Consider the following 15,239-nt stretch of genomic DNA (forward strand, 5'->3'; position numbering starts at 1 on the left):
GTACCGCCACCTGGCGCCCTTCGGCCGGTCAGGACGCCCCTCGGCGTGCGCGCCAGGGGCGCAGCGCGGCCGCGCGGCCCGGCCGGGCGGGCCGCGGCCCGGCGGATCGTGCGCGGGACCTGGCGGCGGTCAGCCCAGCAGGACGACGTCCAGCTCGGTGCCCGGCTCGACGGACGTCGTCTCCTCGGGCACCACGATCAGGCAGTCCGCGTGGGCGAGCGCGGCCACCAGGTGCGAGCCCGCGCCGCCGACCGGGGTCGCCTCGCCCGCGGCCCCCTCGTACCTGCCGCGCAGGAACTGGCGCCGGCCGGCGGGCGACGACAGCGGCTTCCCGCCCGCGAGCCTCGCCCGCACCACCGGGCGGTGCACCTCGGCGGCGCCCATCATCGCCCGGATCGCGGGCCGCGCGAACAGCTCGAAGGAGACATAGCTGGAGACCGGATTGCCGGGGAGCGCCAGCAGCGGGGTGTGCGCGGGGCCGATGGAGCCGAAGCCCTGCGGCTTGCCCGGCTGCATCGCCAGCTTGCGGAAGTCGATGCCGCTGCCCGGCTCGTCCTCGTCGCCCACGGAGGAGAGCGCCGCCTTCACCACGTCGTAGGCGCCGACGCTGACGCCGCCCGTGGTCACCAGCAGGTCGGCGCGGACCAGCTGGTCCTCGATGGTGGAGCGGAGCGTGTCCGGGTCGTCGGCGACGGCGCCGACCCGGTAGGCGATCGCGCCCGCGTCGCGGGCCGCCGCGGCGAGGGCGAAGCTGTTGGAGTCGTAGATCTGGCCCTCCGCCAGCTCCTCGCCCGGCTGCACCAGTTCACTCCCGGTGGACAGCACGACGACGCGCGGCCGCGGCCGCACCCGCACGGTGCCCCGGCCGATCGCCGCGAGCAGGGCGATCTGCGGCGGGCCGAGCACCGTACCCGCCTCCAGGGCGAGATCGCCCGCCTGCACGTCGCTGCCCGCGCCGCGCACATGCGCGCGCGGCTCGGCAGGACGGTGGACGCGCACCTCGCCGCTCGCGCCGTCCGACCCCTCGCCCGCGGGGAGCATGGTGGCCACGGCGCCGCCGCCCGCGCCCCCGTCGGTCCACTCCACGGGGACGACGGCCTCGGCGCCCGGCGGCAGCGGGGCGCCCGTCATGATCCGCGCGGCCTGCCCCGGGCCGACCTCGGGCAGCGCGCCGCTGCCCGCGGCCACGTCGCCCACCACGGTCAGCACGGCGGGGAACTCGGGCGTCGCGCCGCTGAGATCGGCGGTGCGCACCGCGTACCCGTCCATGGAGCTGTTGTCGAACGGCGGCAGGGACACCGGCACGACCACGTCCTCCACGAGGACGCAGCCCTGTGCGTCGGGCAGGGACAGCTCGATGGGGTCGAGGGGGCGGATCGCCGCGAGGATGTCCGCGACGTGCTCCCCCACGCTCCACAGGGCCTCGCCCTGGCCCGCAGGTGCCGACTCTGCCGTGCTGCTCACGATGCCTGCATCTCCTCGATGACAAATCTGCGGAGCCAGGCCCGGAAGTCCGGGCCCAGATCTTCACGTTCGCACGCGAGTCTGACAATGGCGCGCAGAAAGTCCCCGCGGTCTCCCGTGTCATAGCGCCGCCCCTTGAAGACGACGCCGTGCACGGGCCCGCCGGTCCTCTCGTCGGCGGACAGCTGCTGGAGTGCGTCCGTCAACTGGATCTCGCCGCCACGGCCTGGCTCGGTCTTCCGCAGTATGCCGAAGACGGCGGGGTCCAGGACATAGCGGCCGATGATGGCGTAGTTGCTCGGGGCCTCGGCGGGCTCCGGCTTCTCGACCAGGTCGTGCACCTTGACCACGTCGGAGTGCGCGGTCGGCTCCACGGCGGCGCAGCCGTAGAGGTGGATCTGCTCGGGCTCGACCTCCATCAGCGCGACGACGCTGCCGCCCTCGCGCTCCTGGACCTCGACCATGCGCGCGAGGAGGGGGTCGCGGGGGTCGATCAGGTCGTCGCCGAGGAGTACGGCGAAGGGCTGGTCGCCGACGTGCGGCTCGGCGCACAGCACGGCGTGGCCGAGGCCGCGCGGGTCGCCCTGGCGCACGTAGTGCATGGTCGCCAGGTCGCTCGACTCCTGCACCGTGGCGAGGCGCCGCAGGTCGCCCTTGCGGGAGAGCGCCTCCTCCAGCTCGTAGTTGCGGTCGAAGTGGTCCTCAAGGGGGCGCTTGTTGCGCCCGGTGATCATGAGGACGTCGGAGAGGCCCGCGGCGACGGCCTCCTCGACCACGTACTGGATCGCCGGCTTGTCGACGACGGGGAGCATCTCCTTCGGCGTCGCCTTCGTGGCGGGCAGGAAGCGGGTGCCGAGCCCGGCGGCGGGGATGACAGCCTTGGTGATCCTGGGGGGTGGCGAGTAGATCATGCGCGGCACCCTAGTCGCCCCTCATGGACGGGAAGATGAGCTTTGGATGAACTTCGTCCCGTAAAGAGCGATAAGGAACGATACGAGAGGTTCAGGGCTGTCCATGACGAACCCGGAGCCCGGTGGGGCACCCCAGGACCCCGGCGCGCAGCCGGTGGCCAAGGCCGCGGCGCGCGCCGCACTCCTCGCGGCGCGGACCGCGCTCTCCCCCGGCGAGCGCGCCGACGCGGCCGACGCGCTCGCCGCGCGCGCCCTCGAACTCCCCGAGCTCGCCGCGGCGGGCACCGTCGCCGCCTACGTCTCGGTGGGGCGCGAACCGGGCACGCACGCCCTGCTCGACACCCTGCGCGCCCGGGGCGTGCGCGTGATCCTGCCCGTACTGATGTCCGACAACGACCTCGACTGGGCAGTCTACGAGGGGGCGGAGCGGCTGGCGCGCGGCCCCCGGGGCCTGCGGGAGCCGTCGGGCGGGCGGCTGGGGCCCCCGGCGGTGCTGGACGCGGCGGTGGTCCTGCTGCCGGGCCTCGCCGTGGACGGGCGCGGCATGCGGCTGGGGCGCGGCGGCGGCTCGTACGACCGGGTGCTCGCGCGGCTGGCGGAGGCGGACGCGCACCCGGTGCTCGCGGTGCTGCTGTACGACGGCGAGGTGGTGGAGCACGTGCCCGCGGAGCGGCACGACCGCCCCGTCGACGCGGCGGTGACGCCAGGGGGCGTGCACCGCTTCGGCGGCGGGGCGGGCGGCTGAGGCGGGCGGACCGGGGGCGCCGCGCCCCTTCACGGCTGTCGGCGGCGCCTCACGGCTTCAGGGTCAGCTTGTCCTTGGTCGCCTTGTTCACGGCGTCGATGCCGAAGGCCCACGGCAGCAGCTCGCCGTCCTCCCACTTCTTCGTCTGGTCGGTGTAGTGCGCGCTGTACGCGTGCCCGGACGCACCGGTCAGGTTGATCCAGCGTGACTTGTCCCAGTCGCCGACGTTGACGACCATCCGCATCGAGGGGACGGTCGTCACCCCGTAGCCGCCCGCCGCGTTCCAACTCGTCGCGTCGACCGCGGATCCGCCGCCGCCCAGGTTGTACGGGCCGCGGTTGAGCAGCGACTTGAGGAAGCCGGGGCCGCTGGTGCCGAGGGTGCTGTTGGTCAGCGTCAGCTGGTGCAGCCGCCCCCAGCTCCAGGTCGACATGTCCTTGCCGAGCTTTGCGGTCAGCTCCCAGCGCGCGTCCTTCATGGCGCGGGCGAACAGCTGGTCACGGGTGGTGGTCGCGTGGTCCCTGCGGTTGCCCGCAGAGGTCCACCAGCTGTTGTGGTCGTCCTTGAGGATGTCGCCCACGACCTCGAACCAGCGGTCGCCGCCGTCCGGCTGCGCCGTGTCGGCCGACCGCTCGCCGCACTCGCGCACCAGCGTGTCGGTGTCCGGCGGCCCGGTGCTCTCCGCGGGGCGCACGTTCAGGCACTGGCCCTTGACCCTGACCTCCTTCGGCAGCTTCTCGCCGAAGGCCAGCTCCAGGATGTTGCGCCAGACCGCGTTGAAGTACGCGGCTGCCGCCGAGTCGGGTTCCTGCGTGTAGTCCCAGTTCTCCAGGAGCTTCTGGGCCTGGCGCACCGCCGGGTCGGGCACGTTGTTCTTCGCGAGGTCGTCCTTGAGCAGGTAGGGCACCAGCTGCTTGGCGATCTCGCTGGTGTTGTCCATCTGCATGGCCTGCATGTCGTCGGTGGAGATCTTGCCGCCGCCGCGCGTCTTCGACTCGATGAGGTCGGTGATGCGCCGGCTGCGCGTGCCGTAGTCCCAGTCCTTCGTCAGCAGGTACGGGTACTTCGCGGTGTCCACGACCGCCTGGTTCGCGGTGACGATGTAGCCGCGCTTCGGGTTGTACTCGTACGGCATCGCGTCGAACGGGATCGACTTCTCCCAGTGGTACGCGGGGTCCCAGCCGGGCGCGGGCAGCGAGCCGTCGCCCTTGGCGCGCACCGGCACCTTGCCGGGCGCCTGGTAGCCGATGTTGCCCTGGGTGTCCGCGTACACGAGGTTCTGCGAAGGCACGTCGAAGGAGTGCGCCGCGCTCCTGAACTGGGCGAAGTTCTGCGCCTTGTCGAGCGCGAACACGGCGTCCATGCTCTTGCCCGGCGTGAGCGCGGTCCATTGGAGGGAGACGGCGTAGCCGCTGCCCCGGTCGGGCGCGAGGCCCGGCACGGGCGCCTGCTTGCCGACCTTCACCAGCTCGTCGTCCCGGTCGGAGACCACGGGGCCGTGGATCGTGGAGCGCACGACGATGGTCCTGCTCCCCCCGCCCGCGATCTTGATCGTCTCCTTGCGGGTGGTGAACTTCTTGTCCTTGCCGCCGTACTGGTAGGTGTCGCCGTCGACCTTCTCCAGATACAGGTCGGTCACGTCGGCGCCGAGGTTGGTCATCCCCCAGGCGATGTCCGCGTTGTGGCCGATGATCACACCGGGCATGCCGGAGAACGTGTAGCCCGAGACGTCGTACTGGCAGCCGGGCGAGATGGTGCGGCAGTGCAGCCCCATCTGGTACCAGACCGAGGGCAGGCTCGGCGACAGGTGCGGGTCGTTGGCCAGCAGCGGCTTGCCCGTGGTGGTCAGCTTGCCCGAGACCACCCACGAGTTGGAGCCCACGCCGCTGCCGCTGCCGCTCGGGCCGAAGATCTGCGGGATGGCGTCGAGCGAGTCGGAGAGCGAGCCGAGCTGCGCGTCGACGGCCTGCGTCGCGTCCGAAGCGCTGCTCGCGTCGTCCCGGTAGGCGGCGGTGTCGGCGGAGACGGCCGAGCCGTCGGCGGCGAGTCCGTCGGCCGTGGTGCCGGTGCCCGAACCGGTGCCGGTGCCGGTGCCCGAACCGGTCGAGGTGCCGCCTGTGCCCGTGCCGTCACCCGTGCCGTCGCCGGTGCCCGAGAGGCCCGTGGTGCCGCCGGACGCCGGCGGCAGGCCCTGCCCTGTGCCCGTGCCCGGGTCGGTGCCCGTGCTCCCGTCGCCCGACGTGGCCTCCGGGTCGAACGTGCCGTCCACGACCGCGCCGCCCTGCACGATCGGCTTGTTCTTGTCCGTCGGGTACGGCGGGTAGAGCTGGTCGATCTGCTTCGTGCTGAGCCGGCTCGTCAGCAGCGACCTGTCGATCTCGTCCTGCATGTTGCCGCGCAGGTCCCACGCCATGGCCTTGAGCCAGGCCACCGAGTCGACGGGCGTCCACTTCGCGGGCTTGTACGAGCCGGTGAGGTTGAGCGCCGCGTACTCGACGGAGATGTCCTTCGCCGACCGGCCCTTGAGGTAGGCGTTGACGCCGTCCGAGTACGCCTGGAGGTTCTTCTTGGTCTCGGGCGACAGCTCGTGGTCGTACTCCTGCTGGGCCACCCCGTGCCAGTCGAGCGTGCGCAGGAAGGCGTCCGTGTCCACCTGGCTCTTGCCGAACATCTCCGACAGGCGGCCCGAGGTCATGTGGCGCCTGACGTCCATTTCGTAGAACCGGTCCTGCGCCTGTACGTACCCCTGCGCGCGGAACAGGTCGGTGTCGCTGTTCGCGTAGATCTGCGGGATGCCGTAGCCGTCCCGCTCCACATCGACCGGGCCGCTGAGCCCCTTCAGCTGGACCGACCCCGACGTCTGGGGCAGGGAGGAGCGGACGGTGTCGACGCCCCAGTACGCCCCGTATCCGATCCCCGCGACCAGCGCCAGGACCAGGACGATCACGACCAGCCGGGCGCGTCGCCCCTTCTTCTTTGCGGGAGGGGGAGCCGAATTGGCGGGCATCGCTGTCCTTCGCGGGGCAGGGCGGTCCTGGAAATGCTGGAGCAACTGTAGGCGCAGTGGCCGGTTCACTCGGACGCGGAGTCCCGTTGGGCCGATCCAGTGATCGCACGCACACTCGAACGCGTCAAGAAAACGTTAAAGATTAGGTAAGGTAACAAAGTACCGGCCCGCCGGAGGATCGATCCGGCTCGCGTGGGAGGAAGGATCGGCCCCTGACTGTCCACCAGCTCAACATCCTGCTGCTCATCTGCTCCCTGGTCCTGCTCGTCGCCGTCGCGGCCGTGCGCATCTCGTCCCGGAGCGGGCTCCCCAGCCTGCTGATCTACCTGGGCATCGGTGTGGCGATGGGTCAGGACGGCTTCTTCCATGTCCGCTTCGACAATGCCGAACTGACCCAGGTCATCGGCTATGCGGCCCTCGTCGTGATCCTCGCCGAGGGCGGCCTCGGCACGAAGTGGAAGGACGTCAAGTCCTCCCTGCCCGCCGGCATCGCCCTGTCGACCCTCGGGGTCGGCGTCAGCGTCGGCGTCACCGCGGCCGCCGCGCACTACCTGGTCGGCCTCGACTGGCGGCAGGCCGTGATCGTCGGCGCGGTGGTCTCGTCGACGGACGCGGCCGCGGTCTTCTCCGTGCTGCGGCGCGTGCCCCTGCCCACCCGGGTCACCAGCGCCCTGGAGGCGGAGTCCGGGTTCAACGACGCCCCCGTGGTGATCATCGTCGTGGCGCTGTCCTCGACCGGGCACGTCGAGAGCTGGTACGTGCTGGTCGCCGAGATCCTCCTGGAACTCCTGATCGGCGCCTGCGTGGGCCTCGCCGTCGGCTATGTCGGCGCGTACGGACTGCGGCGCGTGGCGCTGCCGGCCTCCGGCCTCTACCCGATCGCCGTGATGGCCATCGCCGTCGCCGCGTACGCCGTCGGCGCCACGGCGCACGGCAGCGGCTTCCTCGCCGTCTACCTGGCGTCCATGATTCTCGGCAACGCGCGCCTGCCGCACGCCCCCGCCAACCGCGGTTTCGCGGAAGGGCTCGGCTGGATCGCGCAGATCGGCATGTTCGTCCTGCTCGGGCTGCTGGTCACCCCGCACGAACTCGGCGCGGACTTCTGGCCCGCCGTGATGGTCGGGCTGGTCCTCACGGTCGTCGCGAGACCCCTGTCCGTGCTGCTCAGCCTCAGTCCCTTCCGCATCCCTTGGCAGGAGCAGGCCCTGATGTCGTGGGCGGGCCTGCGCGGCGCGGTCCCGATCATCCTGGCGACGATCCCCGTCGTGGCCCGGATCGACGACAGCCGCCGGATCTTCAACATCGTCTTCGTGCTCGTCGTCGTGTACACGCTGGTGCAGGGCCCGACGCTGCCCTGGCTCGCGAAGGCCCTGCGGCTGGGCGGCTCGTCGGACGCGGCCGACCTCGGCATCGAGTCGGCGCCCCTGGAGCGGTTGCGCGGCCATCTGCTGTCCGTGGCCATCCCGCGGCGCTCCAAGATGCACGGCGTCGAGGTGGGCGAGCTGCGGCTGCCCCAGGGGGCGGCCGTGACCCTCGTCGTACGCGACGACAACAGCTTCGTGCCCCAGCCGTCCACGCTGCTGCAACGCGGCGACGAGCTCCTCGTCGTGGCCACCGACCCGGTGCGCGACGCCACGGAGGAGCGCCTGCGCGCGGTCGGCCAGAGCGGCAAGCTCGCCAGCTGGCTCGGCGGCCGCGGCACCCGCGGCGCCCCGGGCCCCGCCGGCCCCACGGGCGCCGCCGGCGGGAGCGGGGCCGCGGGCGGCGGCCGCCGGACCAACGGAGGCGACCGGAGCGGCGGCAAGCGGTGACCACCCCCGCGGGGGGGCTCGCGGGGGTCCTCGCGGGGGCTCGCCCGGCGGGGAGCGTCGCCCGGCGGTGGGCGCGCTGTGCGGTCTTCACCCCGTCAGGTGTGGCTGATGACCGCCGCAGGATACGAGGGTCGGTCAGACAGCGCCGCCGGCATCCGTCCGTGTCATACGGAGTAAGGGTCGATGTCCGCCCCGAGGAGCGCCTGGCCGGCTGCCCGCCACCGGCCGCGGGAGAAGGCGATGTGCTGGCTTGCTACGTTTACGTCGCGCCAGCAACGCTGGATGACGTCCCCCGCGCGCGAGGCGGACGCCCCTGCGATGGCGAAGGCCACGTTGACCGCGTTCACGGCACTACTCATCGCGAACTGGGCGGCCAGTGTGTACTCGGCGCGCAGCGGCAGGGCCACCGGCGCTCCCGACCGTACGGTCTCCCAGGTGCGCTCGGTCGCTTCCAGGAGGTAGAGGCGGGCGGCGCGCAGGGCGGCCTCCGCCTCGGCGAGCCGGATCTGCGTGTCCTGGTCCTTGAGCAGTGGCTCCATCTCGCGCGTCTTGACCCGGATCAGGTCCGTCACCTCGTCCAGGGCGCGCCTGGCCACGCCGAGCGGGATGCCGATGAGCAGCGAACGGACTCCGGTGTAGAACGGCATCCGGTAGAGCGCTCCGTCGGCCGTCGGTGATTCGGCGAGGGGCAGCAGCGTCCGTTCCACGGGGACATAGACGTCCTCCGCCACAATGTCGTGGCTCCCGGACCTGCGCAGCCCCGCCGCGTCGTGCCACGTCGGCAGGACATGGGTGTCCGCCGCCGGGAGTACCGCCCACCGCATGACCGGCCGGTCCCCGGCGGTCTGCAGAGCGCCGTCCGGGCCGACCACCACGAAGCCCACCACCAGCATCGTCGCGTGCGGCGAACCACTGACGAACGACCACCGGCCGGAAAGGCGGTACCCCTCAGCCTCCTCGACGCCTCGCCCACTGGGGGCGAACGAGGAGGCGACAGGCTGCCCGGGCCGATCGCCCAGCAGGTTCTTCGCCACGTCCTGGTCGAGCCAGGCGAAGAACATCGAACTGTTCCCCGTCATGGTCGCCCACGCGGCTGAGCCGTCGGCGTACGCCAGAGTCTCGGCGGTGCGTACGAGAGTCATGGGATCCTCTTCCCGCCCCCCGAGGTCCTGGGGGAGGCCGAGGCGGAACATCCCTTCGGATTCGAGCAGGTCGACCGTCTCAGCGGGCAACGTGGCCGAAGGGGACGAGGACGCCGCACGTGACTGAAGCCGGTCCGCGATCGTGGCGGCCCTCTCGATGCTCCATGCGCTGCCGCCTGAATGATCCTGCTCGCTCCGGGCTGCCGGTTCGTTCACTGTCATGGCTTTCGTGACTCTCTGTTCCTCGATGATGTCCTGCGGGGCTCCGCCGGGTGCCTCCGGGGATTCCAGGGCTTCCGCTGAGGGCCGTTAGCATGGCCATGGTGGGCTCGTGAACTGTCCGTTTTCCAGGCCGATCAGTGTCCATTGACTGTCCACTTCTCCCGCCGATGACGGGGTGAGCCGGTCGGTATCGGAAGCCAGGACGTGACGGACCGACGGTCGCGGCGGATCAAGCGTCGCGACGGGGCGATCGAGGATGGGCAGACGAGGGGGCGGCCGGATGTGAGGGCTCCGCCGGGACCGTGGAGGAAAAGGTTTGAAGACGTTGAGAGACCGGTTGGAAACCGCGCGGCGGCGGGCCTTTGTCGGAAGACAGGAAGAGCGCGATGTCTTCGCCTCCGCCTTGGCAGAGGCAGACGGATCTCCCGGTGTGTTCTATGTCCACGGGATCGGTGGGGTCGGAAAATCCGCACTGCTGCGACAGCTCTCCGACGATGCGCGGGCTGCAGGGCGCGTGGTGACCGAGATCGACGGTCGTTTACTTGATGTCTCGCCTCCTGCATTTCTGGCCGCTGTGGGCTCGATCGCTGACGGCACAGTGCTGGTGGTTGACACTTTCGAATACTGCCAGGACCTGGAGACCTGGCTGAGAGAGGTTTTTCTTCCCGGCCTCCCTCACGACTGCCTCGTTCTCGTCGCCAGCCGTTTTCCCCCCGATCCCGCGTGGACGTCCGACCTCGCGTGGTCAGAAGCGCTGTACGTCATGCCGCTGGGAAACCTCCACCCCGGCGAATGCGCGGCGCTCATGGAGCGGAAGGGTGTGCCCGAGCGTCTGCGACCGGCCCTGGTCGGATTCTCGGACGGCCATCCGCTTGCCCTGAGCCTGGCATCGGAGGTGGCCGTGCGGGATGATGCCGGCCACCCCACGTGGAAGCCGGGCCAGGACGTGGTGTCCGTCTTGCTCCCTCGCCTTGTCGGAGAGGTGCCCAGTCCACAGCACCGGAACGCGCTGGCCGTGTGTGCCCTGGCCGAGTTCCTCACGGAGGATCTGCTCCGCGCTGTCCTCCCGGCCGGCGAGGCAGCCGATCTCTTCGCCTGGCTGACCAGCCTGCCGTTCACGGAACTCAGCAGCGGTGGCGTATTTCCGCACGATGTCGTCCGCAATGCGCTGGAATCCGATCTGCAGTGGCGCGATCAGCAATCCTATGCGGCCCTTCATCAGGCCGTACGTCATCATCTGACAGCGCGCGTTCAGGCGGAGTCAGGGGCGCGGGCCACTCATGGCCTTCTTTTCCTCTTGCGGCGCAGTCCCGTCATGGCACAGTTTTTCCACTGGCACCAGCCGGACAACCTGTTCGGAGACCGGTACCGCGATGCCGACCGACAGCGCATTCTGGACCTGGCCGAAGAGATGGAGGGGCCGGAGCTGGCCGGGATAGCGAGTTATTGGCTCGACCACTCCCCGGAATCCTTCGAGGTCTACCGGCGTGCCTCAACCGGCCGACCGGTCGGATTCTCCGCCTGGCTGAAGCTGACCGCGCCCCGCGCTTCGGACCGAACAGTGGATCCGGTGGTGGACGCCGCCTGGGCGCACGTGGAGGAATACGGATCACTGCAGCCCGGAGAGTACCTGGGAATTTCGCGATTCGTCATCGACTCGGAGCATTACGAGGAACGCTCGCCCGTCATGGACCTCATGCTCTTCCGCAATGCCCGCGAATGGGTGTCCGGGGGCGGGCTGGCCTGGTCGTTCTGCATCGCGGCACACAGCGAGATGTGGGAAGCGGGATTTGCCGGGCTACAGCATTTCCCGCTTCCACGACTTCAGCGCGTGGGCGCAACCGATTTCGGGCTGTTCGCCCGCAACTGGCGCCGCGCACCCCTGGAACCTTGGCTCGACCAGCTGGCGGCACAGGCGCTCTCCGGCCGGTCGGCCGCCGTGTCGCCAGGACTGCCCGAGGAATTCGTCGTGCTCTCCCGCAAGGAATTCACCGCGGCGGTGCGATCGGCCCTGCGCCTGCTGCACAGTGACTCCCCGGCCGACAACGTACTCCTGCGGACGCAGCTGTTCGGCTCCCTCGCCCCGGCCGAGCGTAGGAACGAACTGCGTGTGCTGCTCCTGCGCGTGATCCGGGCGATGGCGTCCGACCCGGCCCTGTCGAAACCGCACCGGGTCCTCGACGCGACCTTTCTGCATTCCGCCCCCACCCAGGAGGCCGTCGCCCAGACACTGGGGCTGCCGTTCACGACGTACCGTCGCCACCTCACTCGCGGCATCGAGTTCGTCAGCGAGCAGCTGTGGCGGTACGAGACGGGGGCGGACGTGCGGGAGGCGCGTTCGGAGGCGTGATATTCCGCCCTGCCGGAGTCGGTCCGGGGGTGCCGCTGACTGATACGCAATGGGCGCGGATCGAGCCGTTGCTCCCGGACCGGGCACCGGGCGGGGTGGCCACTGGCGTGACCACCGTGAAGTGATCGACGCGATCGCCCACCAGTTCCACACCAGCACGCAGTGGGTCACCTGCCGGATGGGTCCGCCTGCCGGAGAAGTACGGCGCCTGGCGAGGGGTCTGCAACCGGCTGCGGATGTGGGCCGTGGACGGCACCCGGAAGCGGGTGTTCACCGCTCTGATGACTCAGGCCGACGCGGACGAGGACGCGGGCTGGGCCGTCTCGGTCGACTCCACGATCGTGCGGGCCCACCAGCACACGGCCGGAGCCCGCACAAAGGGGCCCCGGCCGGCGAACCCGGCGACCACGCCACCGGCCGCTCCCGCGGCGGACTGGCCACAAAGATCCACCTCGCCGCCGGCGCCCGCTGCCGGCCCCGCACGTTCGTTCCCACCGCAGGCCAGGCCGGTGATGCGCCTGCCTTCCCCAGGTCATGGCCCGCCTACGCGTCCCCCGCCCGCGAGGCCGACCCCGCACCAGACCGGTACACGGTCCTGGCCGACAAGACGTACTCCTCCCGCGCGATCCGCGAGCACCTGCGCAAGCGCGGCATCCGGGCCGTGATCCCCCTCCCGCACGGGGGGACTCTCGGCGAGGGCCCCGGTCGGGCCGGTCCGACGGAAGTAAGGCCGGCTGCCTGCTTCTCCGTCCATTCGCAGGGTGCCCGCCCCCGGTGCCTGTAGGATCGGTGAGCTGTGGGTGCGCCGCGGCAGCCCCCTCCGGGGTCAGGCCCCGGGGGCCACGACGGTCCGCACGCGCGTCCCGGCACGGCGACGTCCTCACGCCGCCCCCTTACAACTGAAGCACTCGACCGTTCTCGACCCCGTCTGACGCAGGGCTGGCGCGGCCCCAGGGCCCGCGCACAGCGGACAGCCTTCGGCCGCCCCTCACCCGGGGCGCGTCACCAGACGGCAGAAAGGCAAGGACCGTGTCCCACACGGTCGACTCCCCCGCCGCGGAGACGGCGGCCCCCAGGCCCGGCTACGGGCAGCTCCTGCGGACCCCGCGCGCCTGGACCTTCCTCGTACCGGGCTTCGCGGCCCGGCAGCCCTTCGCGATGCTGACCATCGGCATCGTCCTGCTCGTCCAGCACACCACCGGCTCGTACGGCACGGCCGGCGCCGTCGCCGCGACGACCGGCGTGGCCATGGCACTGTGCGCACCGCAGAGCGGCAAGCTCGCGGACCGCCTCGGCCAGGCCCGCGTGCTGGTCCCCGGCGTGCTCGCGCACGCCGCTTCCGTCGCGGCGCTCATCGCGCTCGCCCTCGCCGACGCGCCCCTGTGGACGCTGTTCGCCGCGGCCGTGCCGACCGGCGCCACCGTGCCCCAGATCGGCCCGATGGTGCGCTCGCGCTGGGCGAGCGCACTGGCCGGGTCCCCCGGGACCGCCCGGCTGCTGCCGACCGCCGCCGCCTTCGAGTCCGTGACCGACGAGTTCACCTTCGTCATCGGGCCCGTACTCGCCACGGCCCTGTGCACCGCCGTCCATCCGGCGGCGGGGCTCGCGGCCGAGGGCGCGCTGACCCTCGCGGGCGGCCTCCTCTTCGCGGCCCGCCGGGCCACCCAGCCCCACCCCCTCGGCGCCAGGACCAGGGCGCGCGGCACCGGCGCCTCCGCCCTCTCCGTGTCCGGCGTACGCGTGCTCGCCGCCGCCTTCCTCGGCATCGGCACCGTCTTCGGCGGGATGCAGGTCTCCCTGGCCGCGTTCGCCGAGGAGATCGGCAGCCCCGCCGCGAACGGCCCCCTCTACGGAGTCTTCGCCGCCGGCAACATGCTCTCCGGCCTCGCCTTCGGGGCCGTCACCTGGAAGACCGGGCCACGGCGCAGGCTCGTGCTCGGCTACGGCGGCCTGACGCTGATCGCCGCCACCCTGTGGGCCGTCCACTCCGTGCCGCTGCTCGCCGTGCTCGGCTTCCTCGCGGGGCTGTGCATCGCGCCCGCCCTGATCAGCGGCTACACCCTGGTCGATGCGCTGGTGGAGCCCTCGGCGAGGACCGAGGCCTTCACCTGGCTGACCGGGGCCGTCGCCCTGGGCCAGGCCGCGGCCGTCACGGTCGCGGGCCGACTGGCCGACGCGCACGGCGCGCGCGCCGGTTTCCTGGTGCCGCTGGCCGGTACGGCCCTCGCCCTGGCCGTGCTGCTCTCCTTCCGGTCGAAGCTGCTGGCCCGGGGTCCTGGGCACGGCGCGATACGTGCGATGGGTCACCGGGAACCGGCGGCAGTGGACTGATGGCGCGGAATACGTCACTATGGAGCGTCGTTAGCACTCATCGAGTGAGAGTGCCAGGAGGAGCAAGTGCCGACCTACCAGTACCAGTGCACCGAATGCGGCGAGGGCCTCGAAGCGGTGCAGAAGTTCACCGATGACGCCCTGACCGTGTGCCCCAACTGCCAGGGACGCCTCAAGAAGGTGTTCTCGGCGGTCGGCATCGTCTTCAAGGGATCCGGGTTCTACCGCAACGACAGCCGCAGCTCGTCGTCGAGCAGCACGCCCGCGGCGAAGTCGTCGTCCTCGGAGTCCACGAGCTCCTCCGAGTCCAAGGGCTCCTCGGACTCGAAGGCGGCCGCCTCGTCGTCTTCGTCGTCCTCGGCCCCGGCCTCGAACTCGGCCCCGGCCTCGTCGAAGTCCTCGGCCCCGTCGAGCGGCTCCTCGGCCGCCTGAGCCCCTACGGCTCCGCCTCCTCGCCCCAGGCCCCGGCCCGCCACGTGCGGCCGGGGTCTTCGGCTGTCCGCTCCTCTCTCCCCGCGGGTACGGCCGCTCCTTCCTCCGGGTGCGCCCGCGGTGGGCGGCCTCGGCTCCTTGCTGATCTGCGGTGACGGCTAGGGTGACGGCCATGGCGAACGCAGAGATCGGCGTGATCGGTGGCTCCGGCTTCTACTCCTTCCTCGATGACGTGACCGAGGTCGAGGTGGAGACCCCTTACGGTCCCCCGAGCGACTCTCTCTTCCTCGGCGAGGTCGCGGGCCGGCAGGTGGCCTTCCTGCCCCGGCACGGACGCGGCCACCACCTCCCGCCGCACCGCATCAACTACCGCGCGAACCTCTGGGCACTGCGCTCCGTCGGTGTCCGCCAGGTGCTCGGCCCCTGCGCCGTGGGCGGCCTGCGCCCCGAGTACGGCCCCGGCACCCTGCTGGTGCCCGACCAGCTGGTCGACCGCACCAAGGCGCGGACGCAGACGTTCTACGACGGCCTGCCGCTGCCCGACGGCAGCAGGTCGAACGTCGTCCACACCTCGCTGGCCGACCCCTACTGCCCCGAGGGCCGCAAGGCGGCGATCGCGGCGGCGCGCGGCAGGGGCTGGGAGCCCGTCGAGGACGGCACGCTGGTGGTGATCGAGGGACCGCGCTTCTCCACCAGGGCGGAATCCCGGTGGCACGCGGCGATGGGCTGGTCGCAGATCGACGCCTACCGCTTCGAGCTGCCGTTCCTGGCCGCCCCGATGGACTCGGTGGTCTCGCCGCAGACCGCCATCCGCATCGGCGAGT

The 15,239-nt window shown here is 71.5% G+C and carries 11 protein-coding genes; 7 read left to right on the forward strand and 4 right to left on the reverse strand.

Annotated features, from left to right (window positions below; all coding sequences use genetic code 11):
* Positions 1–129 precede the first annotated feature (129 nt).
* Both glp and galU read right to left on the reverse strand, forming a co-directional pair.
* Entirely contained in the window at positions 130–1,464 is a 1,335-nt protein-coding gene (glp, locus tag AB0910_RS19150; RefSeq protein WP_366745789.1) for a gephyrin-like molybdotransferase Glp, read from the reverse strand.
* On the reverse strand, positions 1,461–2,375 hold the full coding sequence (gene galU / locus AB0910_RS19155; protein WP_366745790.1) for a UTP--glucose-1-phosphate uridylyltransferase GalU: 915 nt from the start codon (positions 2,373–2,375) through the stop codon (positions 1,461–1,463). The genes glp and galU overlap by 4 nt, the downstream gene beginning before the upstream one ends.
* Positions 2,376–2,478: 103 nt before the next feature.
* Between galU and AB0910_RS19160 the strand changes: the two genes are divergently transcribed.
* Positions 2,479–3,120, forward strand: a complete 642-nt coding sequence (locus tag AB0910_RS19160; protein WP_366745792.1) for a 5-formyltetrahydrofolate cyclo-ligase — start codon at positions 2,479–2,481, stop codon at positions 3,118–3,120.
* Between the two features lie 49 nt (positions 3,121–3,169).
* Here the strand turns inward: AB0910_RS19160 and AB0910_RS19165 are convergent, their stop codons facing one another.
* Complete coding sequence (locus AB0910_RS19165; protein ID WP_366745793.1) at positions 3,170–6,127, reverse strand: penicillin acylase family protein; 2,958 nt, start codon at positions 6,125–6,127, stop codon at positions 3,170–3,172.
* 233 nt (positions 6,128–6,360) lie between these two features.
* On the opposite strand from AB0910_RS19165, the gene AB0910_RS19170 reads away from it, so the two are divergent.
* Positions 6,361–7,938 carry a potassium/proton antiporter gene (locus AB0910_RS19170; RefSeq protein WP_366745805.1) on the forward strand — a complete coding sequence of 526 codons (1,578 nt, stop codon included), beginning with the start codon at positions 6,361–6,363 and terminating at the stop codon, positions 7,936–7,938.
* Positions 7,939–8,102: 164 nt separating this feature from the next.
* Here the strand turns inward: AB0910_RS19170 and AB0910_RS19175 are convergent, their stop codons facing one another.
* Entirely contained in the window at positions 8,103–9,302 is a 1,200-nt protein-coding gene (locus AB0910_RS19175) for an acyl-CoA dehydrogenase family protein (RefSeq protein ID WP_366745794.1), read from the reverse strand.
* A 316-nt stretch (positions 9,303–9,618) separates the two neighbouring features.
* Here AB0910_RS19175 and AB0910_RS19180 point away from each other — a divergent pair, with 316 nt between their 5' ends.
* From AB0910_RS19180 to AB0910_RS19200, 5 genes are all read left to right on the forward strand, one after another.
* The gene (locus AB0910_RS19180) at positions 9,619–11,652 is read left to right on the forward strand and encodes an ATP-binding protein (RefSeq protein WP_366745795.1); all 2,034 of its coding nucleotides are present in this window, start codon (positions 9,619–9,621) and stop codon (positions 11,650–11,652) included.
* Positions 11,653–11,830: 178 nt separating this feature from the next.
* Positions 11,831–12,436: a transposase gene (locus tag AB0910_RS19185; RefSeq protein WP_366745806.1), complete on the forward strand. Its 606-nt coding sequence runs from the start codon at positions 11,831–11,833 to the stop codon at positions 12,434–12,436.
* A gap of 245 nt (positions 12,437–12,681) precedes the next feature.
* Positions 12,682–13,983, forward strand: coding sequence for an MFS transporter (locus AB0910_RS19190; RefSeq protein ID WP_366745796.1), 1,302 nt, complete (start codon positions 12,682–12,684; stop codon positions 13,981–13,983).
* Positions 13,984–14,049: 66 nt separating this feature from the next.
* A complete protein-coding gene (locus AB0910_RS19195; protein WP_366745797.1) occupies positions 14,050–14,415 on the forward strand; it encodes an FmdB family zinc ribbon protein in 366 nt (121 codons plus the stop codon).
* A 172-nt stretch (positions 14,416–14,587) separates the two neighbouring features.
* The coding region (locus AB0910_RS19200; RefSeq protein WP_366745798.1) for an S-methyl-5'-thioadenosine phosphorylase at positions 14,588–15,239 on the forward strand (652 nt) is incomplete at its 3' end.

It is taken from the genome of Streptomyces sp. NPDC047002, assembly GCF_040704505.1.
Lineage (GTDB): Bacteria > Actinomycetota > Actinomycetes > Streptomycetales > Streptomycetaceae > Streptomyces.